19 protein-coding genes and 1 pseudogene are annotated in these 23,443 nt (G+C 56.6%); 13 read left to right on the top strand and 7 right to left on the bottom strand.

Annotated features, from left to right (window positions below):
* Positions 1 to 7: 7 nt before the first annotated feature.
* From ACP8MI_RS06490 to yaaA, 3 genes are all read right to left on the bottom strand, one after another.
* A complete protein-coding gene (locus tag ACP8MI_RS06490) occupies positions 8 to 1,501 on the bottom strand; it encodes a protein adenylyltransferase SelO (RefSeq protein WP_284589470.1) in 1,494 nt (497 codons plus the stop codon).
* Between the two features lie 3 nt (positions 1,502 to 1,504).
* The gene (locus tag ACP8MI_RS06485) at positions 1,505 to 2,437 is read right to left on the bottom strand and encodes a hypothetical protein (RefSeq protein WP_049148473.1); all 933 of its coding nucleotides are present in this window, start codon (positions 2,435 to 2,437) and stop codon (positions 1,505 to 1,507) included.
* A gap of 225 nt (positions 2,438 to 2,662) precedes the next feature.
* Positions 2,663 to 3,463, bottom strand: a complete 801-nt coding sequence (gene yaaA / locus ACP8MI_RS06480) for a peroxide stress protein YaaA (RefSeq protein WP_284589471.1) — start codon at positions 3,461 to 3,463, stop codon at positions 2,663 to 2,665.
* Between the two features lie 43 nt (positions 3,464 to 3,506).
* Here yaaA and ACP8MI_RS06475 point away from each other — a divergent pair, with 43 nt between their 5' ends.
* Positions 3,507 to 5,357 (top strand): proline--tRNA ligase, encoded by a 1,851-nt coding sequence (locus ACP8MI_RS06475; protein WP_284589472.1) that lies wholly within the window; start codon positions 3,507 to 3,509, stop codon positions 5,355 to 5,357.
* A 3-nt stretch (positions 5,358 to 5,360) separates the two neighbouring features.
* On the opposite strand, the gene ACP8MI_RS06470 is transcribed toward ACP8MI_RS06475, so the two are convergent.
* Both ACP8MI_RS06470 and ACP8MI_RS06465 read right to left on the bottom strand, forming a co-directional pair.
* Complete coding sequence (locus ACP8MI_RS06470; protein WP_284589473.1) at positions 5,361 to 6,251, bottom strand: PhzF family phenazine biosynthesis protein; 891 nt, start codon at positions 6,249 to 6,251, stop codon at positions 5,361 to 5,363.
* Between the two features lie 9 nt (positions 6,252 to 6,260).
* Positions 6,261 to 7,040 carry a hypothetical protein gene (locus ACP8MI_RS06465; protein ID WP_284589474.1) on the bottom strand — a complete coding sequence of 260 codons (780 nt, stop codon included), beginning with the start codon at positions 7,038 to 7,040 and terminating at the stop codon, positions 6,261 to 6,263.
* Between the two features lie 322 nt (positions 7,041 to 7,362).
* On the opposite strand from ACP8MI_RS06465, the pseudogene rimP reads away from it, so the two are divergent.
* From rimP to ACP8MI_RS06420, 9 genes and pseudogenes are all read left to right on the top strand, one after another.
* A pseudogene (gene rimP, locus ACP8MI_RS06460) lies at positions 7,363 to 7,947 on the top strand (ribosome maturation factor RimP); the annotation flags it as partial.
* A 146-nt stretch (positions 7,948 to 8,093) separates the two neighbouring features.
* The gene (gene nusA, locus ACP8MI_RS06455; RefSeq protein ID WP_284589476.1) at positions 8,094 to 9,329 is read left to right on the top strand and encodes a transcription termination factor NusA; all 1,236 of its coding nucleotides are present in this window, start codon (positions 8,094 to 8,096) and stop codon (positions 9,327 to 9,329) included.
* 119 nt (positions 9,330 to 9,448) lie between these two features.
* A complete protein-coding gene (locus ACP8MI_RS06450) occupies positions 9,449 to 9,757 on the top strand; it encodes a YlxR family protein (RefSeq protein WP_081604891.1) in 309 nt (102 codons plus the stop codon).
* Positions 9,758 to 9,858: 101 nt separating this feature from the next.
* On the top strand, positions 9,859 to 12,822 hold the full coding sequence (infB, locus tag ACP8MI_RS06445; RefSeq protein ID WP_126843733.1) for a translation initiation factor IF-2: 2,964 nt from the start codon (positions 9,859 to 9,861) through the stop codon (positions 12,820 to 12,822).
* A gap of 298 nt (positions 12,823 to 13,120) precedes the next feature.
* Positions 13,121 to 13,552 carry a 30S ribosome-binding factor RbfA gene (rbfA, locus tag ACP8MI_RS06440; RefSeq protein ID WP_126843734.1) on the top strand — a complete coding sequence of 144 codons (432 nt, stop codon included), beginning with the start codon at positions 13,121 to 13,123 and terminating at the stop codon, positions 13,550 to 13,552.
* Complete coding sequence (locus ACP8MI_RS06435; protein WP_049148467.1) at positions 13,552 to 14,517, top strand: DHH family phosphoesterase; 966 nt, start codon at positions 13,552 to 13,554, stop codon at positions 14,515 to 14,517. Before rbfA ends, ACP8MI_RS06435 begins: the two co-directional genes overlap by 1 nt.
* Positions 14,514 to 15,842 (top strand): MATE family efflux transporter, encoded by a 1,329-nt coding sequence (locus ACP8MI_RS06430; RefSeq protein ID WP_049148466.1) that lies wholly within the window; start codon positions 14,514 to 14,516, stop codon positions 15,840 to 15,842. The genes ACP8MI_RS06435 and ACP8MI_RS06430 overlap by 4 nt, the downstream gene beginning before the upstream one ends.
* Positions 15,839 to 16,735: a metallophosphoesterase family protein gene (locus tag ACP8MI_RS06425; protein WP_126843735.1), complete on the top strand. Its 897-nt coding sequence runs from the start codon at positions 15,839 to 15,841 to the stop codon at positions 16,733 to 16,735. The genes ACP8MI_RS06430 and ACP8MI_RS06425 overlap by 4 nt, the downstream gene beginning before the upstream one ends.
* A complete protein-coding gene (locus ACP8MI_RS06420; protein WP_018119740.1) occupies positions 16,732 to 17,397 on the top strand; it encodes a 4'-phosphopantetheinyl transferase family protein in 666 nt (221 codons plus the stop codon). Before ACP8MI_RS06425 ends, ACP8MI_RS06420 begins: the two co-directional genes overlap by 4 nt.
* A 57-nt stretch (positions 17,398 to 17,454) precedes the next feature.
* Here ACP8MI_RS06420 and truB read toward each other — a convergent pair whose 3' ends face one another.
* Positions 17,455 to 18,399 carry a tRNA pseudouridine(55) synthase TruB gene (gene truB / locus ACP8MI_RS06415; RefSeq protein WP_425654281.1) on the bottom strand — a complete coding sequence of 315 codons (945 nt, stop codon included), beginning with the start codon at positions 18,397 to 18,399 and terminating at the stop codon, positions 17,455 to 17,457.
* 156 nt (positions 18,400 to 18,555) lie between these two features.
* Here truB and ACP8MI_RS06410 point away from each other — a divergent pair, with 156 nt between their 5' ends.
* From ACP8MI_RS06410 to ACP8MI_RS06400, 3 genes are all read left to right on the top strand, one after another.
* Positions 18,556 to 19,659, top strand: a complete 1,104-nt coding sequence (locus ACP8MI_RS06410) for a bifunctional riboflavin kinase/FAD synthetase (RefSeq protein WP_261792520.1) — start codon at positions 18,556 to 18,558, stop codon at positions 19,657 to 19,659.
* 78 nt (positions 19,660 to 19,737) lie between these two features.
* Entirely contained in the window at positions 19,738 to 20,007 is a 270-nt protein-coding gene (gene rpsO / locus ACP8MI_RS06405; RefSeq protein WP_018119737.1) for a 30S ribosomal protein S15, read from the top strand.
* 248 nt (positions 20,008 to 20,255) lie between these two features.
* Positions 20,256 to 22,562: a polyribonucleotide nucleotidyltransferase gene (locus tag ACP8MI_RS06400; RefSeq protein ID WP_249605874.1), complete on the top strand. Its 2,307-nt coding sequence runs from the start codon at positions 20,256 to 20,258 to the stop codon at positions 22,560 to 22,562.
* An 89-nt stretch (positions 22,563 to 22,651) separates the two neighbouring features.
* Here the strand turns inward: ACP8MI_RS06400 and ACP8MI_RS06395 are convergent, their stop codons facing one another.
* On the bottom strand, positions 22,652 to 23,377 hold the full coding sequence (locus ACP8MI_RS06395) for an AMIN-like domain-containing (lipo)protein (RefSeq protein ID WP_284589478.1): 726 nt from the start codon (positions 23,375 to 23,377) through the stop codon (positions 22,652 to 22,654).
* Positions 23,378 to 23,443: the final 66 nt, after the last annotated feature.

The following is a 23,443-nucleotide window of genomic DNA, read 5'->3' as shown; positions in this document are numbered from 1 at the left end:
GATGGTGTTAGGTGCCGCAAAAAGTTTGATACGATTCGCTGAATTCTACTGGCGCTGGTGTCCGGAATTCCTCTGGGTGTTTGTCATTGAACGGATCCGTTACTGCAGCCAATAATTCCTCAAACCGGGCCATATCGCCATCGGTAGCCGCGCGCAAGGCCTTTTCGACCAAGTGATTGCGGGGAATTACTACCGGGTGCAGTTGTGCAAGGGCAGCAGAATCTGGGCCGTGCTGCAACCATGCGGCAATCCACTCGTGGGCTTGCTCAGTAGCACCAAGGTGGCGTGTGAGATCCAATACAGCTTGCTGCTGGCGGGGATCCTGCTTGTGCAGATCCTGTGCGTGCCTGCTCGGGTCGGCTGTAATATGCGTATTCGTTTCCGCGGCAGCCACCAACGCACGATGGACCGTGGTTAAATCTGGACGCGCCTTGTCGACCAACCTGTAGAAATCGTCGGCAAGCGTCGTGTTGTTTTCGGTGTAGGCTACACCGATCGCGCGGCACCGGTGTGTACTTTGGGCCGTGCGCCAACGGTCCGGAAACCCGTCCATGGTCGCTTGCGCAAAATCCACCGCCTGCTCGGGATCATCGTGGAAAGTAGGCAGCATAGCCTCAGCCAAGCGCGCGAAATTCCACCCAATGATGTGCGGCTGGTTGCGGTAGCGGTAGCGACCTCCGTGGTCAATGGAAGAAAACACCGTGTGCTCGTCATATTCGTCCAGGAACGCGCAAGGGCCATAATCAATGGTTTCTCCCGATAACGTGGTGTTATCGGTATTCATCACGCCATGGATAAAACCGAGACGCATCCATTGTGCGACGGTGGAAAGCTGAGCGTCCAGCGCGCAGGTAAACACCCCGCGGGCATCAGCCGCGTCCGGGTAGTGGCGTGTGCGCGTGTATTCCGCAAGCGTGCGGGTGAGCTTTTCGCCGCCAATGAGTTGAGCGTATTGAAAACTACCGATGCGTATGTGTGAGCTGGCTACACGCACCACAAGCGCGGCCGGTACTACGCGTTCGCGGGCGATTTTCCTCCCGGTGGTAATAACCGCCAGAGCGCGTGTCGTCGGTACACCAAGCGCATGCATGGCTTCAGAAATGAGAAATTCGCGCAGCATTGGCCCAAGCGCACCCCAGCCGTCACCACCGCGGGAAAACTTCGTTGGGCCAGAGCCTTTTACGTGGATATCGCGCAGGTTTCCCTGGGTATCTTTGATCTCACCTAATAAGAGTGCGCGCCCGTCACCCAGCCGCGGTGAAAGCTGGCCGAATTGATGGCCGGCGTAGCCCATCGCTACTGGGCGGGCACCTTTCGGCAGCGTTGTGCCACACAAAAAGCCGACGCCCTCCGGGCTGCGCAGCCATTCGGGGTCGAGCCCCAAATCTCGTGCAAGCTGCTCGTTAAGACACAGCAGTTGTGGCTCTGGCGTCTCGGCTGCCTGCCAATCGCGACACAACTCCGGAAGGTGATCGGCGAATTCGTGGTGCAAATGCGGCACTGGTTATTTAACTCCCAATTGGGTAGCGATGCGGCCTGCGACAGCCAGGTCCAGCCATGGCATACCGGTGGTCTTAAACACGATAGGGGATTCACGGTGTAATGACTTGTCGCCGGTGATAATATCCCGCAGGGTCACGGCGTGTGAAAGGTCTGCGCCCTCTTTCAAAGCGCGAGCAGCGTCACCGCCGTACTTCAGCGTGACGTCGCCACCTTCCAAGATAATCTGGGCCTTTTCCATGAAGTTGGTGGTGAGCTCGCGGTCATTCGGGTTACCAGCACCCAAAGCGACAACCAACGCGTCACTGCGGACTTCGTCGATGTCCAAGTATGCTTCATGCGCCGAAGTGGAGCACACCACGACTTCTGCTTCCTTGGTCGCCTTTTTCGCTTCCTCGGATCCGATTTGTACCCAGTTGTCCAGATCGCCTGGATCATTGCGTGAGATGAAGGTGTAGCTCGGATTGCGCTGGCCAAAGTTGTCGTCGATGGCTTCTTTGTGGGCACGTGCTTGCACACCGGAACCAAATATAACAACCTTGAGGTCGTCGTTGCGTTCCTCAATGAAGTCTTTGAACGCGGCCATGGTCACGGCTGGGGTGCGCAGGTTGGTGAGCTCCGCACCGTCAATGGAAAACAGCGGGCCGTAGGTGGTGTTCGAAAACAGCACGTAGGTGCCCTGCACGGTTTCCCGACCGCGAGTGGGGTTGATGTGGGCGACCGTGATCAACTTGGCACCAAAGTAGTCCGGGTTGATCGCCGGTAGCAAGAGGAACTTAGCGTTGTCTTCCTTGTCGACGACCGCTCGGGTCTTGTCGAAGTCATCGGCGGGATCGAATCCGTCCAGAATTGTTTGCCGGAGGGCGTCGGCGGCGTTTTTCGGGCTCATAAGCTCGCGCAATTTTTCGGCGCCGATGTGGAAGAACTCTTGGGTCATGAACGAATCTCCTTGCTAGATGGACACGGTGCTAGACGGCACGGTGCTAGATCGACACGGTGTACCCTGCATTGGCTGCGTGGGCTGCCGTCACAAACGGGGCCGCCACAAACGGGGCCGTCGAAAGTGTAGCAGGGATCACTTTTGTCTAGTCTAGCGAGAAACAGTATCCAAGGTGGCTATTCGTTCAACAATCCGCCTCGAATGGCGCGAAAAAACGTGAACTTAAGCGACCACTAAGGTTAACTCGCGACATTTTTGCTTGTCGACGGGGCCTTCCACAACTAAACCTGCGCTTCGTGCAATGTCAGCCACGTCGTCTGCGGAATCTGGGGTGGCACCGTCGGCAACAGCTAAGGCTAGAATGCGCGCCAATTCCCCCTTGTAGTGTTTATTGAAGTGAGAGACTATTTTCCGGGAACCATCCTCGCGGATGGATTCCACTCGGACGGTCACGGCGGGCACGCGCCCGAGTTGTTGGTAGGTGCCAGAGCGCAGATCCACGATGAGTTCTCCACGGTCTAGCAGGGCTTGTGTGATGGCGTGACCCCAGCGTTTTTTCATAGTGGGGACGCTACTGTCATTCCTGCCGTGGCTGTTGTCGCTATTTTGATTGCTTTGACGACGGGGAAGTTTGGTACCCCCGGATAGGCGGTAATAGGGGATCGGATCGTTGGCACCGACAACACCGAACAAAGCCGAGCCGACGGCTAGCGAATTCAGCGCGGAACTCGGAAGGCTCGGTGCATCCAGGGCGTCGTAAAGCACCCCGGTGTAGCGAAAAATTGCGGGCATGGTGGGAGCGTCGGCAAGTTGTTTGTTCGCTTCCAGTTCCGGCCGCAGCTTTTCTGAAACCCCAAGTATCGAAAAAGCCTGCTCAATCGGTAGAGCCATTAAATCGCGCGTGATCTCCCGGCGAATGTCTTGCAAACCTGGGAAAGAAAGTTCCGATAAATTATCCCAGTTCAACGGCGCACCGTCGCCGCCGAACGCTTTGGTCTCGGAAGGAGGAAGAACAATCAGCATGCCCCCATACTAGGCAGTGGTGACAGAATGTAAGCTAAGGGCCATGATCACACGTATGTCCACACTGTTTTTGCGCACGCTGCGCGAAGACCCTGCAGATGCCGAGGTCGCTTCCCACAAACTCCTCGTGCGAGCCGGCTATATTCGACGCGTCGCACCCGGGATTTACACTTGGCTGCCGCTGGGCTTGAAAGCGCTGCGCAGGCTGGAAGGCATCGTGCGAGAAGAAATGGACGCGATTGGCGGACAAGAGCTGCTTTTCCCAGCGCTGCTGCCACGCGAACCATATGAGGCGACCGATCGCTGGCGTGAATATGGCGATAACCTGTTCCGTTTGCACGATCGCAAAAACGCAGACCTGCTGTTGGGGCCAACACACGAAGAGATGTTTGCTACCGCAGTCAAGGATATGTTCGGATCGTACAAGGATTTCCCTGTTACCTTGTACCAAATCCAGACGAAATACCGTGATGAAGAGCGCCCCCGCGCAGGTATTTTGCGGGGCCGCGAATTTTTGATGAAAGATTCCTATTCGTTTGACCTCACCGACGAGGGGCTGGATGCGGCGTATCAGCGGCACCGCGATGCTTATCGCCGCGTGTTTGATCGGGTAGGCATTGACTACGCGATTTGTAAAGCAACCTCTGGAGCCATGGGAGGCTCAGCATCGGAAGAATTTTTGGCTATCTCTCCCAACGGCGAAGACACGTTCGTCAGCGCAGGCGACTACACCGCAAACGTCGAGGCTGTGACAACCCAGCCAGGTACGGAATCTGATCCCCAGGCGCACCCAGCGGCAGAGGTTTATGAAACCCCAGGCGCCGACACTATCGACGCGCTGGTGGATTGGGCGAACGGACAAGGACTGCAGATTGCTGGCCGTGCCGTGACCGCTGCAGATACGTTGAAGTGTGTGTTGGTGAAGATCCAGCAGCCTGCGCAGGTTGGACAAGACGAGCTCGAGAAAAAAACCGGTGGCGACGAAAAAGTGGACAATACGGACAATGCGTCTGCACAAGCTGCACCCGAGTCCGAACTCGTCGGCGTGTTGATTCCTGGCGATCGAGAAGTCGATGTGAAGCGGTTGGAAGCAGCCCTTGAACCAGCCACTGTGCAGCTGGCAGATGCCAAGGATTGTGCAGAATACAATCTAGTACCAGGTTTCATGGGCCCGCGTGGGTTGGCAGAAGCTGGATTGCGCACATTAGCGGATCCTCGTGTGGTGCGCGGCACCAGCTGGATTGCCGGAGCCGACAAGAAAGACCGCCATGCCGTGGGCCTGGTAGCTGGACGAGATTTCGAAGTCACCGATTTTATCGAAGCAGCAGAGGTCAAAGACGGCGACATAGCCCCGAACGGGGAAGTGCTCAGTATCCAACGCGGCATCGAGCTAGGCCATATCTTCCAATTGGGCCGCAAATACACGCAAGCATTTAACGTCACTATTCTCGATGAAAACGGCAAACAAGTCGTGCCGACCATGGGCTCGTACGGCATTGGTGTTTCGCGCATGCTGGCCGTTCTCGCCGAACAAAACCATGATGAGAAGGGCCTGATCTGGCCAGTCGCCGCAGCACCATATCAGGTGCATGTGACCGTCGCGGCCAAAGGCGAGGACGCAAAACTGGCGGGCGACCGTCTGGCTACCAACTTGTCCGATCACGGCATGGATATCTTGTACGACGACCGCCCGAAGGTCAGCCCCGGTGTGCGCTTTAAAGATGCAGAGCTATTAGGCATGCCGCTGATCGCCGTCGTGGGACGGGCATATGCAGAGGGCAAGATCGAGCTACGTATTCGTGGCGGTGAAACTCTCGAGGTGGCAGAAGAAGAAATCGTCGCCAAGATTATTCAGCTACTGGGCCACGACCGCCAGGCGCAGCCGGGAGTTTAATTTCTAGACCTCGATGGTGCCGCGTATGATCGGTGCAACCTTGCCGCCGACCCAAATATCGGATTCAATATTGATCTCGACCTCACCATTGAATCCGATGCGCGAGCCCTGCTTGGCACGGTAGCGCTGCGGGACGGCATTTTTTGCGTGCAAGAACTGGGCGATCGCGGCGTTCGCAGAACCAGTCACTGGGTCCTCGTGGGAGCCGTGGACTGCACGGACTTCGAGAATTGCTTCACCGGAGACTGCGTGCCCTGCATCGGCGACGAATTCTTCATCCTTTGCCCCGACTATCGGTTGCGCATCTTTGTGCGTCACGTCTTCTTTGAAACCAAAGATTGCCATATTGACGTGACCGTGGGTGCGCGCTTTGATGCGGCGTACAGCGTCGGCGTTTTTCAGCTGGATCAAAGCCCAGCCTGGCCCATTATCACCCCAGGACTGGTCGATAATGTCATAATGCGAAATTCCTAGCGCCCGCACGATGGTGCCGATGGTGTTATCGTCCAACGGGCCTGTGCGCTGCAACTCGGGTGCCGCGAAGTAGAGCTTGCCGTCTTCTTCGCGCACAGGAACAACCCCGGCCTGACACTGCTGCGAAATTTCCGTTTTCTCCGTACCCGTAAAACTCTGCCATGCAAACGCTGCGCCCAACGTCGGGTGTCCGGCAAAGGGAAGTTCCCGATCTGGGGTAAAGATGCGCACTTTATAGTCTGCAGAGATGCCGTCATCTGGGGTACACAGAAATGCGGTTTCGGAAAGGCCCGTCCACCGCGCTATGTTTTGCATTTGTTCGTCGCTGAGATCATCAGCGTCATTGATCACCGCTAACGGGTTTCCGGTGAACGCGTCGGTGCTAAAGACGTCTAATTGTACAAAATCATGGGAACTCATAACGCCAGTCTAACCAAGATCCTGGTTAGTTTCGGCTGCAAAAAGTACCGCGAGGATGCTCCACTCGGTATCGCGGACACTGAGTGCTCGGTGCTTCCATTGCTGAGAAGTTTGCTGTAACGCGGTGGTAACGAACTCGACCGCATTGCCATCGTGGACGGCGGACGCGTCCTGGGCGGAGGCTTCCTGGGCTGCGGCATCTCCTGGCAGCAGGGCCGACGGCCCATGGCCTTGGTACGTCAGGGCGCGCTCTGAGAGCTCCCCTCCGAATTGCCGTAAAAGGGCCAACCGCGCATCGGAATGTGCAGCCGCCTGCTCAGTGTGTGTCGCAGCCGCGCCGGCGGTGAAGGCACGGGCAGCTTCCAAAGCAGTGCCCAATTGGTATTCCCAATCTGGCATGTCCGTCCACGATCCAGGCAGGGAAACCTCGTCGGCACGCAGGGTGTCAACCGCGGCAGTGAGCACATCTTCGTGGTTGGGTAGCTGTTTGGCCACGGTGACAGCCTGTTCGATCAACAATGCTTGCGACGGCTGCGGGGCGTCGGCAAGCGATTCCACCAGCTGGTGTAGCGCCTGGTCTGGGGTGTTGGCGATGTGGTGGTTGCCGTCGTAGTTACTGCGTTCTGTGCGATCGACCGCGCAGGTTGCGGGAGCACTGCCGTCTGGGTGGTGGCCGCAGATGCGCGCGATTTCACCGAATAATTCACTGGCTTGCTGGGCTCGCAGTTCAGAAAACCTCGGATCGGATTCCGCAAATGCCGCAGCCTCATCTTCTGCGCTAAAAGCCATACTGACTAAAGTCTCGTCCGGTGAGGGGCCAAATGGTTCGGCGATGGTTTCCAAGGAGAATTCGCAGCCGGATAGGGCCAAGCTAGCTGCCAGAATGCTCGCCGCCGCGCTGGTGCGGCGAAAGCGGTGGACACGTCGAAAGCTACTGAGCAGACGAAGCTTGCGCGACGTCCCAAGGCGACTCGGGGATATCTTCGGTGACGTCAGGGTGCCTGGCGTCAGGGTACTCGAAGTCAGGGTGTTGTCGCGGTGAGGTTTCCTGGTGAATGCTCGCTTGGGGTTCACAGCGAATAGGTTACCGTTGACGGTTAAGCTGATGGTTATGGCATTCCCGTCTAGCGCACAATTGGAAGAGGTGCTCACCCCGATTGCTAGCGCGCAACAGCTGGATATTGAGCACATAAAGATTACCCGGGCAGGTAAGAAATCTCAGGTAGGAATTTATCTTGATGGTGATCAACGCCCGGATTCTGAACTATTAGAAAAACTCTCGCAGCACATCGGCGATGAACTTGACGCCCGGGAAGAAGCCGGCGACATGAGCTTTGGCCCGGGGTATACCTTGGAGGTTTCAACTCCGGGATTGGATATGCCGTTGACAGCGCCTCGTCATTGGCGCCGGAACCGGCACCGCCTAGTTTCTGTACAGATTGATGGCCATGGTGCCGCTGAAGTCTGGCGTATTGGTGCGCTTGCCGACGACAACACGGCCGTGATTTTGGTGCCAACGAAACAATCCGGTGTCGGCCCTGCAGGATCTTCCACGAAGAAATCCGGTAACAAAGCCAGTGGCAAGAATAGGCGTGATCCGGTTTCCCTGGAATTGGCATCTTCGATGCATGCTTTGGTAGAAATTGAGTTCTCGCAGCCGCCGCAAGCGGAGTTGGCGTTGACGCAGCGACCGTTTGCCGAGGTGCAGGTTGCAGAGCATATCGCTTCCGGAGCTGCGCTTACTGCGCGCGATGACCAGAACCACGGCGCCAAGAATCACAGCACCGAAATCCAAGACTCCGAAATCCAAGACACAGATAGTAAAGACTAGGACGATCACAAGTGAATATTGATCTCAACGCACTACGCAGCATCGAAACCGATAAGGGTATTCCGTTCGAGGAATTGCTCGAAACTATTGCTCGTGCACTGCTCGGGGCTTACCGTGAGCACCGGGGGTTGGAAGAAGATCTCAGTGGTGCAGGAAAAGCCAACCGAGCACGCGCCGCTGCAGCGGGAATTGAGGGCCCTGCGGACCGTGCACGGATCGATATTGATACAGCAACCGGTGATGCTACGGTCATCGTGCAAGAACTCGACGCCGAAGGGGAAGTGGAGTCTGAATACGACGACACCCCAATCAATTTCGCACGCATTGGCGCCCCGGCGGTTCGGAACGCCATCGTGCGAAAACTGCGCGAGGCTGAGGCAGGACGGACATATGAAACGTATTCCGAGACCGAAGGCCGCGTGGTCTCCGGAGTGGTGCAGGCCGATGCCCGAGCCAATGAACGGGGAATTGTCGTTGTTGAGCTGGGTACCGAAATTGAGGCGCAAGACGGAATTTTGTTGCCGGCGGAACAAATTCCAGGCGAGAAGCTGAAGCATGGTGATCGCATCAAGGCTTATGTTGTTGGCGTTAACCGGCAAAACACCAACGTTCAGGTGAATCTTTCCCGCACGCACCCGGACCTGGTCCGCGGGCTGTTTGAACTCGAGGTGCCGGAGGTCGCGGACGGTAGCGTCGAGATCCTCTCGATTGCTCGTGAAGCAGGCCACCGCACGAAGATTGCTGTGCGTGGCAATGCCAAAGGGCTGAACCCGAAAGGTGCTTGTATTGGCCCCCGTGGGCAACGTGTGAACAATGTCATGCGTGAACTCGGCGGCGAAAAGATCGACATCATTGGTTATTCAGATAACCCGGCGGTGTACGTGGGTAATGCGCTGGCGCCGTCCAAGGTAGTGGCAGCTGAAGTATTGGACGAACAAGAGCAGAAAGCCCGCGTCGTTGTTCCGGATTATCAGTTGTCACTGGCTATTGGTAAAGAAGGCCAGAATGCTCGCTTGGCGGCTCGATTGACCGGCTGGAAGATTGATATTCACTCGGATACCGAAAAGCTGGAACCCCTAGAGCAAGTACGTGCCCGCGTGCAAGCGGAATCTGCGGCTGCAGCAGCTTCTGGAACCGAAAACAGCGATGAAGCCTCAACTGTGGCAGCTGCTTCAGTTGACGAATCTGTGTCGGATGTTGTCGTCGAGGGATCAGGATCTACGGACGAGGGCACGTCGCAGGAATAAGTACGGTAGATCGGCAAAGTTCACCTTTTGCCTGTTTTCTATTAGACTGGACTATTGCGTGCAGAACAACTGTAGGCGAGTATGTGCGTTTCAGTACGTTTCACGGTAGGAAGGATGCGATGACGCGAGGTGTGCAACCGATTCGGACTTGCATCGCTACCCGGAAACGTTACGACGATACTCACCTGCTGCGCATGGTGATTGATCCCAATGACCATCAACGTGTTCTCGCAGATCCTCACCGCAGCCTGCCGGGTCGCGGTGCGTGGATAACGCCGGAACTATCTGCACTCGATACGGCGCTGCAACGTCGCGCTTTAGAGCGTGCGTTCAAAACGTCCAGGAAACTGGACGCTGGTCATGTACGGACGTACCTAGAAGCTCGCGCCACTTCACCGACTAGAGAATGTAAGGAAGACCGACACTGATGAGCACTCAACCATGAAGTTGCATCAGCGATGAAAGTCACTAGCACACACTAGAGGTCACAAGGGTTACTTGGGCCTCTAGTAAACAACAGAGGAGTCAAGTGCCCGGAAAATTACGCGTGCACGAGCTAGCAAAACAGCTCGGCATTACCAGTAAAGAACTACTTGCGACGCTGAAAGAAAAAGGCGAGTTCGTCAAAACCGCGTCGTCCACAATTGAACCACCGGTAGTCAAAAAAATGCGTGCGCACTATGAACAAGATGCAGCAAATGAAGCTGCCTCATCTGGTGCGCAAAAAACCGGTGCAGCAGGACCCCAGACGAAACCTGGGGCACAGCCTGCAGCGAAATCTCAAGCTACTGCGCCCAAACCAGGTCAGGCGAAACCTGGTCAGGCTAAGCCTGGGCAAGCCGCACAGGCGAAACCTGGTCAGCCGAAATCGGGCGCACCGAAGCCAGGACAAGAACGCCCGGCTAAGCCTGTAAATCCAGATGCGCGGGCACCGAAACCGGGGCAAGATCGTGCAGCTAAGCCTGGCAAAAACCAGGCACCTGCAGGGCAGGGAAGCCAACCAGGTAAGCCTAGTCAGAACAAGGCAGCTGCAGGCGCAGAAAAACGCCCGGGTCAGCGTCCGGGCGCCAATGCACCGAAACCAGGTCAGGCGAAACCTGACCAAACGAAGCCTGGGCAAGCCGCGCAGGCGAAACCTGGTCAGGCAAAACCAGGTGCGCCAAATCCTGGCAATGCAATGCCTCGCCCGATGCCAAAGCCGGGCGGGCGCCCAAAGGTGGCGAACAACCCGTTCTCATCTGGCGCGGGAGACGATCGTGCGAAACCCGGTCCACGTCCGGGTGGTTCTAAGGGGCCAAAACCGGGGCAGGGGCAAGGCAAGCCTGCTCGCGATGGTGGCGGCGCTAAGCCACGCAATAATCGTGATGATCGTTCGGCTTCTTCGAACGAACGCAGCGGTGGCGGACGTCGCCCAACCCCGGCGATGATGCCAGCGACGCCAACTCCAGCGGCAATGCCGAACAAACAGTCCGGTAGTGGTCGTGGACGCGGAAAAGCAGGCCCTGGTGGCCCAGGTCGTGGTGGCCCTCCAGCTGGTGGCTTCCGCGGTGGCCGCGGTGGCCGTCGCGGTGGTACCGCAGGTGCATTCGGACGTCCAGGCGGCCCACCGCGCCGTGGCAAGAAGTCGAAGCGGCAGAAGAAAGCCGAGTACGAGGAGCTGCACGCACCAAATGTAGTCGGCGGTGTGCGCTTGCCAGATGGCAAGGGTAAGACTGTTCGTCTGCGTCGTGGCGCTTCTGTGTCGGATTTTGCGGAAAAGATCAATGCTGATCCAGCCGCACTGGTGCAGGCCTTGTTCAACATGGGTGAGATGGTGACCGCAACGGCAACGGTGTCGGAAGAGACCCTCCAGTTGTTGGCGGCCGAGATCAACTATGAACTCGAAGTGGTTTCCCCAGAAGACGAGGACCGCGAGCTGCTGGAGTCGTTCGACCTGCAGTTCGGTGAAGACGAAGGCGATGAGGAAGACCTCGCGAAACGCCCTCCAGTCATCACCGTCATGGGTCACGTTGACCACGGTAAGACTCGACTATTGGACACCATTCGTAAGACCAACGAAGGTGAGGGCGAAGCCGGTGGCATCACCCAGGGCATCGGCGCATACCAGACCGAGGTTACGGCCGAAGGCAAGCAGCGTATGCTGACGTTCCTGGATACCCCAGGTCACGAAGCATTCACCCAGATGCGTGCTCGTGGTGCGAAAGCCACAGACCTGGCCATTCTGGTGGTTGCTGCCGACGATGGCGTGATGCCGCAGACCATTGAAGCGATTAACCACGCGAAGGCCGCGGATATCCCAGTGGTCGTTGCCGTTAACAAGATCGATAAGCCGGAAGCACAACCGGACAAGATCCGTGGCCAGTTGACTGAATACGGCTTGATTCCGGAAGAATATGGCGGCGACACGATGTTCATCGATATCTCTGCGCGTCAGGGAACCAATATCGATGAGCTGCTCGAAGCCGTTGTTCTTACCGCGGATGCCGCACTGGAGCTGACTGCCAACCCAGACATGAATGCCCAAGGTCTGGCGATTGAAGCCAACTTGGACCGCGGTCGTGGTCCGGTTGCCACCGTCATTGTGCAGCGCGGTACCTTGCACGTCGGTGACTCGATCGTCGTTGGCGATGCCCATGGCCGTGTCCGTCGCATGGTTGACGAATTCGGCAATGACGTCGATGAAGCGGGCCCCTCGCGTCCCGTACAGGTGCAAGGTTTGAACGGCGTGCCTGGTGCCGGTGACTCGCTGCTGGTCGTGGAAGATGACCGCGTCGCTCGGCAGATCGCTGCGCAGCGTGATGCTCGTCGTCGTTCTGCAATGCAGGCGAAGACGAAGAAGCGCGTATCCTTGGAGGATCTGGACAAGGTGCTGAAGGAAACCAGCACGCTCAACCTGATCCTGAAGGGCGACAATGCTGGTTCGGTCGAGGCCTTGGAAGATGCTTTGCTGCAGATCGAAATCGACGACGAGGTCGAGCTGAACATCATCGACCGTGGTGTCGGTGCTGTCACACAGACCAACGTGTCCCTGGCTGCTGCATCGGATGCCGTCATCGTGGCGTTCAACGTCCGCGCGGAAGGCAAAGCGACCGAGGCTGCCAACCAAGAAGGCGTCGACCTGCGTTACTACACGGTCATCTACCGTGCGATCGAAGAGATCGAGCAGGCTCTCAAGGGCATGCTCAAGCCGATCTACGAAGAGCGCGATACCGGTGAAGCCGAAATCCGTGCGCTGTTCAAGTCTTCGGCCGTCGGCCTCATTGCGGGTTGTATGGTCAACGAAGGCTCCGTCAAGCGCAATGGAAAGGCCCGCATCCTGCGCGATGGCAATGTCATCGCACCGAATGCCACGATCGAGTCCCTGCGTCACGAAAAGGACGACATGAACGAGATCAAGGCCGGTTATGAATGCGGTATGACCCTGTCCTACCCAGACATCCAGGTTGGCGATATCATCCAGGCTTACGAAGAAGTCGAGGTTCCACGCGACTAGTAGTATCTAGCCTGCAGCCAGGCGGAGCCCATCGGGTACAGTCGATCGGGCCCGTCTGGCAGGCTAAATCCCTGAGAGCTCCTGTAGACCCACCATGCAGTTGTGGTAGGACCTCACTGTTTACACCCATCCGAGTTGGCGCATTGTCACCTCGGGTGGGTGTTTTTCGTCTGCGCTAAAATAGCGGGAACTGAAGAGAAACTCGTTACCGAACCAATCGGGAAAAGATAATACGACACAGACTGCGCAGTGCGTGTTTCGCTCTGCTGGCAGTCATTATGTGAAAGGTAGATATTTCATGGCTGATAATGCACGAACCGGCCGGATCGCTAAACGTATCCAGGAAATTGTCGCGAATGCCCTAGAACACCAGATTAAGGATCGCCGACTCGAACTTATTACCATCACTGACACTCGTGTGACCGGCGATTTGCACAACGCGACGGTGTATTACACCGTGCGCGGTCGTGATATCAACGAAGAGCCAGATCTGGATCAGGCGGCAGAAGCGTTGCACCGCCACCGTGGCCAACTGCGCAAGCTCGTCGGCGATGTGCTTTCGGTGCGGTTTACCCCTACTCTCGAGTTTGAATTCGACGAAGTGCCGCAAGCCTCTGCCCATATGGAAGGCCTACTCGCGAAAGCGAAAGCTCGTGATGAAGAGCTCGCACGTTTACGGCAGCAGGCACGCCCTGCTGGAGACGAAGACCCGTATAAGGATTCTGAGTAATGCCTTATTCTCAGGTAGCTAGCGCCATTCGCCAGGCACGGCGGGTAGTTATCTTGGCACATGTGAACCCGGATGCTGATGCCATCGGCTCGGCGTGCGCGCTTGCCCTGGGACTGAAGCAACTTGGTATTAGCTCGCGGCTGTACGTGGGGCAAGATAAACCAATTCCGGACAACCTCTTGTCTATCCCGTATGCAGACAAGGTGGAGCTATTTGAACAGGACCAGGCATTTCCGCCTGCCGACGTCGTCATTAGCGTTGATTGCGGTTCGCTGTCTCGAACTGGCACAGCTGCGGCAGAATATCAGGCATTTTCCGGCCCGTGCATCAATATTGACCATCATGACACAAACCCAGGCTACGGCGACATTAACTTGGTGGATCCTGCCCGGGAGTCCACGACCGTGGTGCTCTACGAGTTGTTTCGTACCCTGGGGATCTCGCTAGATCGAGAGATCGCGCACGGGTTGTATGCCGGGTTGATGACCGATACGGGTAGTTTTCGCTGGGGTAGTCGCCTCATGCATACCATGGCTGCTGAGCTGATGGATTACGGGCTCGACCCAAAGCAAATCGCTGTTGATTTGGTGGATCTGACGGCTCCGGATGATCTGCAAATGACAGGCGAGGTACTGTCCAACCTGCAGATTAAATCCGCAGGATCGGTAACAATGGCGGTGTTACAAGTCCCGCACCACATTATCGCTGCGCATAGTCAATCCGCGGTGGAAAAGCTCGTGGATTTTGTCCGCTCGCTCGACGGCACCAATCTCGGGGTGGTGTACAAGGAGATGGCTCCGGGGTATTGGAATGGTTCGCTGCGTTCGCGGGAGATCGACTGCTCGGCGATTGCCATGAAATTAGGTGGTGGCGGCCATGTTCCGGCGGCGGGATTTGCTGCACGCGGCACGGCTGCGGAAGTGATCGATGAACTACTGACTGTTATTGAACGCGAGTGCCCATGACCTCACCTTCTCAGACGCAATCACCTGGTACAGACAGCGCAGAGATCAGCGCTCGTACAATTTTCGGCCTAGCGCTTCCGGCGCTCGGGGTCCTTGCTGCCATGCCGTTGTATCTATTGCTGGATACAGCAGTCGTGGGAAGGCTTGGGAGTTTCGAACTCGCCGCGTTGGGTGCTGGAGCCACTGTCCAGTCGATGTTGACTACTCAGTTGACGTTTTTGTCTTATGGAACAACTGCCCGGGCCTCGCGGTTGTATGGGCAAGGCAAGAAATCAGCTGCTATTGCCGAGGGCGTGCAGGCAACGTGGGTTGCGGTTGCGGTGGGCTTATTGTTGGCTGCGGTGCTGTGGATCTTCGGTTCGCATATCGCACAGTGGTTAACCGGCGATCCGACTGTGGCAGCTGCAACGGCTAGCTGGTTGCATGTGTCCGCGTTAGCGATCCCGCTGACCTTGGTCATCATGGCCGGTAATGGGTGGATGCGCGGGATTCAGAATACCCGGTGGCCGTTCTATTTCACACTGGCTGGTGTGGTTCCCGGTGCAATCGCTCTGCCATTTTTGGTCTCCACGTTCGGCCTTGTCGGCTCTGCCTGGGCGAATGTGTTGGGGATGGGGCTTACCGCAACCTGTTTCGTAGTGTGCCTGTTGCGCGCTCATGGTGGTAGTTGGGCACCGCGGGCTCGAGTGATCGTGCGCCAACTGGTGTTGGGGCGTGATTTGATTTTGCGTTCTCTTGCATTTCAGGTGGCGTTTTTGTCTGCCGCTGGTGTGGCTGCGCGGTTCGGCACGCATGCGTTGGCAGCGCACCAGATCATGTTGCAGTTGTGGAATTTCCTTACCTTGGTGTTGGATTCGCTGGCTATTGCCGCGCAAGCGCTTATTGGTGCTGCGCTCGGTGGGAAAACCGTCACCGCGGCCCGGCGTGCTGGCTTGAAAATCACCTGGTATTCGGCCATTTTCGCGTTGGGGCTTGCGGCTGTATTTGCTGTATTTTCTGGCTGGATTCCGCGGTTGTTTACCGATGATGCTGGGGTACTGGATACTATTGCGACACCGTGGTGGTTATTGCTCATCATGATCGTGTTGGGCGGCGTGTTGTTTGCCTTTGATGGTGTCTTACTCGGTGCCGGTGATGTGGCGTTTTTGCGCACGATCACCATCGGTTCGGTGCTTGTCGGGTTCCTGCCGGGTGTGTGGATTGCCTATCTTGTCGACGGCGGGTTGACGGGTATCTGGTGCGGGTTGTTGGCGTTTATTGGGCTGCGTACTGCGGCGGTGGTCTATCGATTCCAATCCATGAAGTGGGCGGTGATTGACTCGTGACCCACCCTGATGCATCAAGCGATCCGGTTGCGTTTCCACCGACCTTATGGGCAGTCGCGGATCTGCATGCCGCAGTGCGGGCGAACCGGAAGCGTTTGGCTGAAATTACGCCGCGTCATCCCGATGATTGGTTGATCGTGGCCGGTGATGTTGCGGAGCGAACTGACCTTATTGCTTCGGTGTTAAGTGAGCTGCGTAGCCGGTTTTCCCAGGTGATTTGGGTACCTGGCAATCACGAGTTGTTTTGTCGTTCGACGGATTCGCATGTCGGGCGCGCAAAATACGACAGTCTGGTGCAGCTTTGCCGCGAGATTGATGTATTGACTCCGGAAGATAGTTTTCCGGTCTTCGGGGATACCACGATTGTGCCTTTGTTTACGTTGTACGATTACAGCTTTCGCCCCGCGGGCATGGGTGTGGAGGAAGCATTAGACGCTGCAGCGCAGAAAAACGTGGTGCTCGCCGACGAAATCGCTATCGCGCCGTTTACTGATATCCGCGCATGGTGTTGGGATCGGTTGGCGTATTCCATTACTCGGCTGTCGCGGGTGAATGGACCGACGGTGTTGATTAACCATTGGCCGTTGGTGCAGGAACCGACACTGCGCCTGGGGCTACCGGAGATTGCTCTGTGGTGCGGGACTCGCCATACGCGTCATTGGCCGCGGCGTTATCACGCGAAAGCTGTGGTGTATGGGCATTTGCACATGCCAGATGAGAGCGAGTTCGATGGTGTGGTGCACCATGAGGTCTCGTTGGGCTACCCCCGGGAATGGACGCGTTACGACGAGGACAGAGTCTGGCCTTGTCCGATTCTGGAGCTTGCCGATGACGGCACCGGAACGATGACGGCACGCACGGCTCGCCGACAGCGGGGAAGGGGGATGCCATGACTAACCACAACCGCGAGTTTTTGTTGCCAGACTCCGCCCGTATGGTTTTGGTGCGGAGCACCGGCGATGGTGACTTGGTGAATTTCCGAAGTTTGCATCCGCTGGAACAAACCCTCGTTGCCCATTCGGTGGATAAGCGGAAAGCAGAATTTGGTGATGCTCGGTGGTGCGCGCATCAAGCATTGGCCCAACTGGGGTATTCCGGTGCAGCGCCGATATTGCGGGGCAACCGTGGGATGCCGCTGTGGCCGGAAGGCTTTTGCGGTTCCATGTCGCATACCTCGGGCATGCGGGCAGCCGCGGTGGCACCTACTGAGAAGGTGCGTAGCTTGGGCATCGATATTGAACCAGCGCAGAAGCTTCCCGTTGATATCGTTGACTTAATCGTACGGGACACCGAAAAACCACAGATTTCACGGCTACGCTCTGCGGGGATTCCGTATGCAGACCGGATCATTTTCTGTGCTAAAGAAACGGTCTACAAGACGTGGTTTCCTATGACTCAGCGCTGGCTGGGATTTGAACAAGCCGAAATTGATGTACGGGAGGATGGGACGTTTATCGCTTATTTGCTGGTGCGCCCCACTCCGGTGCCTTTTATCAGTGGGCGGTGGGCGATCGAGGACGGATTTGTGATTACTGCTGCTGTGGTATCTGTCTAAGATCGGTCTACCCACCGTGCCAGCGCATGCTCGTTGGTTGGGCCCTGAGTACACCGATTACAGCGTGCTCGGGCGTGCTACGAAAATTGTTTTAATTTCTGTGGCCTCTGTGACCAGTGCGATCGCGCGTCCGTCGGGAGCAAGTGCTGTATGTATACCGTCGAGCCCGCAGGCGGGGAGCCGTTTCCCCATGCTCAGATCGCGCGCTTGTTGTTCTGTGACCTGCCAAGTGGGGTAGGTCCGGGTCAATGCCTCATCCAGGCTCAGGCTGATGGCCGGTGCGTCGGCAAGCTCATCGAGGCTTTTGGCATCCGTAATAGAATAGGGACCCACCTGCGTGCGGCGGAGGGCGGTAAGGTGCCCGCCGACGCCGAGGTCAGAGCCAATATCACGGGCTAGGCTGCGGATATACGTGCCAGAAGAACACGCGATGGTGCACTCAATATCGATCCAGCCACCGTTGATGTCAGTGCCTTGCATCTCGCCGCGCTGGTCGTTATCGCTGTGCGGGTCGTTATCACTGTCTGTAGAACGCTTGATGGAATGAATCTCGAAACTACTGATCGTGACGGTGCGTGCCGGAATTTCGACGTGCTCTCCGTCACGAATGCGCTGGTGGGCACGTTTGCCGTCAATTTTGATGGCCGAGACTTTCGCCGGGACTTGTTCAACGGTGCCGGTCCAGGCAGCAGCGGCGGCGTAAATCTCGTCATGGGAAAGCGCTGCTAGACGAGCCTGAATCTGCGACTGGCTCAGCCCTGCAGAAATTTCTTCGGCGGGCAGGAACTCGCCTTCGGCATCATCAGTGGTGGTGCCTGCGCCGAGCCGAATCGTTGCCTGATAACTTTTCGTCGCGGCCACGATGTGCGCCAAAAATTTCGTGCCACGTTCGATACCGGCAACCAGAACTCCGGTGGCCATGGGGTCTAAGGTGCCGGCATGCCCGACTTTTTTGGTTCGGAATATCCGTCGCAGCTTGCCGACGACGTCGTGTGATGTCATACCAGCGGGTTTGTCGACGACTACCAATCCAGATCCTGCCAACGGGTCAGTCTGCTGTCTAGTCGTCTGGTCAGTCTGCGGGTTGCTGTGAGCGTTCGTGCGCGAAAAATCCGTAGCTGAATTCATAGCAGTCAGTGTATGCCTTAAGCTGGCAGGGTGAATATTTGGCACGGTATGGACGAGATCCCAGAACACGTGGATTCTGCTGTGGTCACTATCGGAGTTTTTGATGGTGTGCACCGCGGGCACCAAGAGCTAATTTCTGCTGCTGTGAGCACGGCGCGCGCTACGGGGCAGCAGTCGGTGTTGGTTACTTTCGATCCGCACCCTGTCAGCGTGTTCTTGCCGGAGCGCGCCCCCTTGGCGTTGGGGACGTTTGATCAGCGGATGTCGGTCGTCGACAAGATGGGCATCGACAATGTCATGGTGATTGACTTCACCAAGGAGATGGCGGGGTGGTCGCCGCAGGAATATGTCGATCGGCTGCTCGTCGGCAAGCTGCATGCTAACCATGTGATCATTGGGGAGAATTTCACGTTCGGTAAAAATGCCGTCGGCACGCCAGACGTGATGCGGCAGCTGTGCCAGCCGTACGGTATTTCCGTGGATGTCGTCGAATTATTGCATGATCGGCAGTGTGAGTCTGACCTACCTGCGCACGACCACACCTTGATTTGTTCCACGGCCATCCGGAAATTCTTGGCGACGGGCGACGTGGCCTCTGCGCGCTGGGCATTGGGGCGCCCATTTAGCGTTTACGGTCCGATTGTGCGCGGGGCGGGTAGGGGAGGCAAAGAGCTGGGCTTTCCGACGGCGAACCAGTATTTTCCGGACAATCTCGCGCTTCCGGCCGATGGCGTGTATGCCGGCTGGCTTGTGGTGGAAGGCGCAAACTCACCGGTCGATGGAAATATCGTGCCGGGCACTGCTTATGCCGCCGCCATATCGGTGGGAACCAACCCGACTTTTGGCGATGACGAGCGCAGCGTGGAATCTTTCGTGTTGGACAGGGATGCAGATCTCTACGGTTTCAGCGCCACCGTGCATTTCGTCGCTCGTATCCGCGCGATGGAGAAGTATGACAGTCTCGATGATTTGCTCGCGGCGATTTCTCGGGATGTAGAAAACGTGCGCGACGTTTTGGCCCGTGACCTCGCGTCACAGGATGCGGGCGAGAGCGGAGGAAGCGGCAGCGGTGTGGGTGATCACGCCACAGTTGCAGAGGAGTTCTTTTTGCAACCTGACCCCCATAACGGCTAGAGTAATCGTTTGGTTTGCGACTACGGTCCGCAGTGGTTGCAAATAAATTTTCGTGTGGACTGAAATAAGGAGATAAGCATGGCTCTTTCTACGGAAAAGAAGCAAGAGATTCTGAAGGAATACGGCGTTCACGAGACTGACTCCGGTTCCCCAGAGGCCCAGGTTGCGTTGCTGACCCACCGCATCACCAACCTGACTGAGCACCTGAAGGATCACAAGCACGATCACCACTCTCGTCGTGGTCTGTTGCTGCTGGTTGGTCGTCGTCGCGGTCTGCTGAAGTACCTGCAGAGCAAGGACATCAACCGCTACCGTGATCTGATTTCTCGCCTGGGTCTGCGTCGTTAAGCAGTCCTAAGCCGTTAAGCAGTCTTGACTGTGCGCTTATCGCCACCCTGTCCGGTCGTCCGGGCGGGGTGGTTTTGCATCTTTATGTGGGGTCCGCATGCTAAGGTGGTCTTGGCTTAAAAATCTGCCAGGAATACCTCTTAGGAATTTCTCTTTTTGAAGCAAGATTTTCCTTAACAGACAAAGATTAAATGACGGCTACGATGATCGTCACGACGAACGAGCTCTCGCACGAGCAAGGAGTTTGTATGAGCAGCACAAAGGCTGTGCAAAAATTTATTGATGAAGAAGTCGGAATCAATGGCGTAGAAGCCACGATCGACAACGGGGATTTCGGAACCCGCACCATCCGATTTGAAACCGGCCAACTAGCCCGCCAGGCCGATGGATCGGTCACCACGTATTTAGATGATGACACGATGATCTTGTCGACGACCACCGCGTCGTCGAAACCCAAAGAGGGACTCAACTTTTTCCCACTGACAGTGGACGTGGAAGAGCGTATGTATGCGGCTGGCCGCATTCCGGGCAGCTTTTTCCGGCGTGAAGGTCGCCCGTCCACCGAAGCAATTTTGGCGTGTCGTTTGATTGACCGCCCACTGCGCCCGACTTTCGTTAAAGGCCTGCGCAACGAAGTGCAAAACGTCAACACGGTGCTCTCGATAGCACCGGGTGAATACTACGACGTTCTCGCGATCAATGGTGCTTCCGCAGCGACGCAGATTTCTGGTCTGCCGGTTTCTGGTGCTGTTGGTGCCGTACGTATTGCTTTGCTGGCTGATGACGAGCACCCGGAAGGAGCGTGGGTCGCTTTCCCGAACCATCAGCAACACCAGGAAGCTCTTTTCGAGATGGTTGTGGCCGGGCGAATCGTGGAAAAGAAAGACGGCGGTCACAAGAAGGGCCGTCGTGGCTCGAAAGGCAACAAGTCAGTGGGCAGCGACGTTGCCATCATGATGGTAGAAGCAGGCGCTGGCGTGAACGTGGCAGACCGTGTGGCTGCGGGCGCCCCGGCTCCCACCGAAGCCACCGTCGCGGAAGCCTTGGAGGCCGCAAAGCCCTTTATTGCTGTGCTGTGTCAGGCACAGGCGGATTTGGCTGCCCAGGTTGCCAAAGAAACCGCGGAATTCCCGTTGTTCGTGGAATATTCCGACGAGGTTTACAATGAGGTTTCCAAGAAGGCACGTAAGAAACTGCATAAGCTCCTGTCAATCGGCGAGAAAAACGCCCGTGAGGAAGCCATCAATGATTATATCGCCGAGTGGGATGAGGATCTTGCCGACGATATCGAGGATGAGTACGACATCGACGATGATGATGCTCTGATCGAAATCCGGGCTGCCTACAATGCACTGCAGAAAGAAATCGTTCGCGAAAAGATTTTGCGTGACGGTTACCGTGTGGATGGCCGCCGTACCACGGATATCCGTGATCTGGAAGTGGAAGTTGAGCTGATTCCACGCGCGCACGGGTCGGCATTGTTTGAACGTGGCGAAACCCAAATTCTGGGTGTCACCACGCTGAACATGCTGGAGATGGTGCAACGCGTTGATTCCCTGTCGCCGGGAGAATCTAAGCGCTACATGCATCATTACAATTTCCCACCATTTTCGACTGGCGAAACTGGTCGTGTTGGGTCGCCGAAGCGTCGCGAGATCGGCCACGGTGCACTTGCAGAGCGCGCCGTCGCACCAGTGATTCCATCACGGGAAGAATTCCCTTACGCCATCCGTCAAGTCTCTGAAGCATTGGGCTCTAACGGCTCGACATCTATGGGTTCTGTCTGCGCTTCGACGTTGTCTTTGTACAATGCTGGCGTTCCACTGAAGGCACCGGTGGCAGGAATTGCCATGGGCCTGGTTTCTGGTGAGGTCGACGGTGAGGAACGACACGTCACCTTGACCGATATCCTCGGGGTGGAAGACGCATTCGGCGATATGGACTTTAAGGTAGCCGGTACTCCGGACTACATCACCGCCCTGCAATTAGACACCAAGCTGGATGGTATTCCTTCTGACGTGTTAGCCCAGGCGCTGGAGCAGGCTCGCGAGGCGCGTTTGACCATCTTGGACACGATGGCAGATGTTATCGATTCCCCAGATGAGATGGCAGAAACCGCACCACGTGTAGTGACGGTGTCCATCCCAGCATCGAAGATCGGTGAATTGATCGGTCCGAAGGGCAAGACCATCAATGCCATCCACGATGAAACCGGTGCAGAAATTTCCATCGAAGATGATGGCACTGTCTATGTTTCGGCTGCTACCGGTGATCAAGCCGATGCCGCTGTGGAAAAGATCAACGCCATTGCCAACCCACAGTTGCCGAAGGTGGGAGAGCGCTTCTTGGGTACCGTCGTCAAGACTGTTGCTTTTGGCGCTTTCATCTCGCTGATGCCAGGACGTGATGGTTTGATGCACATCTCGAAGATCGGGGGCAGCCGCCGCATCGAGAAGGTGGAAGACGAAATCAACGTTGGCGACAAGGTCCAGGTGGAAATCGCTGATATCGACGATCGCGGCAAGATTTCGTTGGTGCCGGTCGAAGAAGACTAGGGAGTTTCCTGGCTAAACACCAAGGGCACCCCAAGGCACGATACCTGATCTGGTTTTTCTGGCCTTGGGGTGTTTCGGCATGCCTGCCGCTATTTTTGAATATCGACCACGACTCGGGTGGGGTTTTCTAACCGCGTAATGGAATATGGGCGCGGTTTGTCCAAGCCGATAACGAAGACCGACTGCCCCTCGAAGGCCCCGGCGAGTTTCACCTCGGTTACGGACCCAGCGCCAGGAAATTGGGCGTTTATATCAATCCATTTTGCCTGTTTCTCGGGATCAATCGGGGCGGGGGTGCCTTCAATCGCGACATTTAGAGCGATATTTCCCGCATATTCAACGGGAAAACCCGAGCCTGGCTGCGCTGGCTCTTCGGTCAAGCGGGTAAACCAGCCCGGTTTTCCGGTGCCTTCGAACTCGAACACGACTCGGTCAAAGCCTTGGTGAGAGCCCACGCGGACATCTGTTGGACTCAGGTTTCCGTAGTCAGCCGGCAGATCCTGCCGGTCTTCCAATGACGGTGTGCCTAACATTTTCGCTCCGGCAGGTTGTGCCGAGGACTGGCCGCGGGCGGCGGTAGTGCGGGAAGTATCAGCCGCACCGTCGTCTTCGGGCTTTTCGGCCGTGCTGGAGTGTTCGTCATTCGGAGTAGTTGAATCCGCCGCCTCAGATGGCTGTGGTGACGTAGAAGTTACCGTGCTGGTTGGACGCTGTGCGGAATCATTCGAATCGTCGGCAGACGCACAGGCTGCAAGCACTAAACCGGCAGCGCTTACGGTAGCCACCAGGCTAAGAAATTTCCGAGAAGTGTTCATATACCCAGTTTATCGGTTATTCCGAACGCATTCGGCGAAACTGCGCAACACTGTCGATACAATTAG

The organism is Corynebacterium sp. LaCa_70, assembly GCF_058182015.1.
This window is presented reverse-complemented; position numbering and strand designations above follow the sequence as displayed.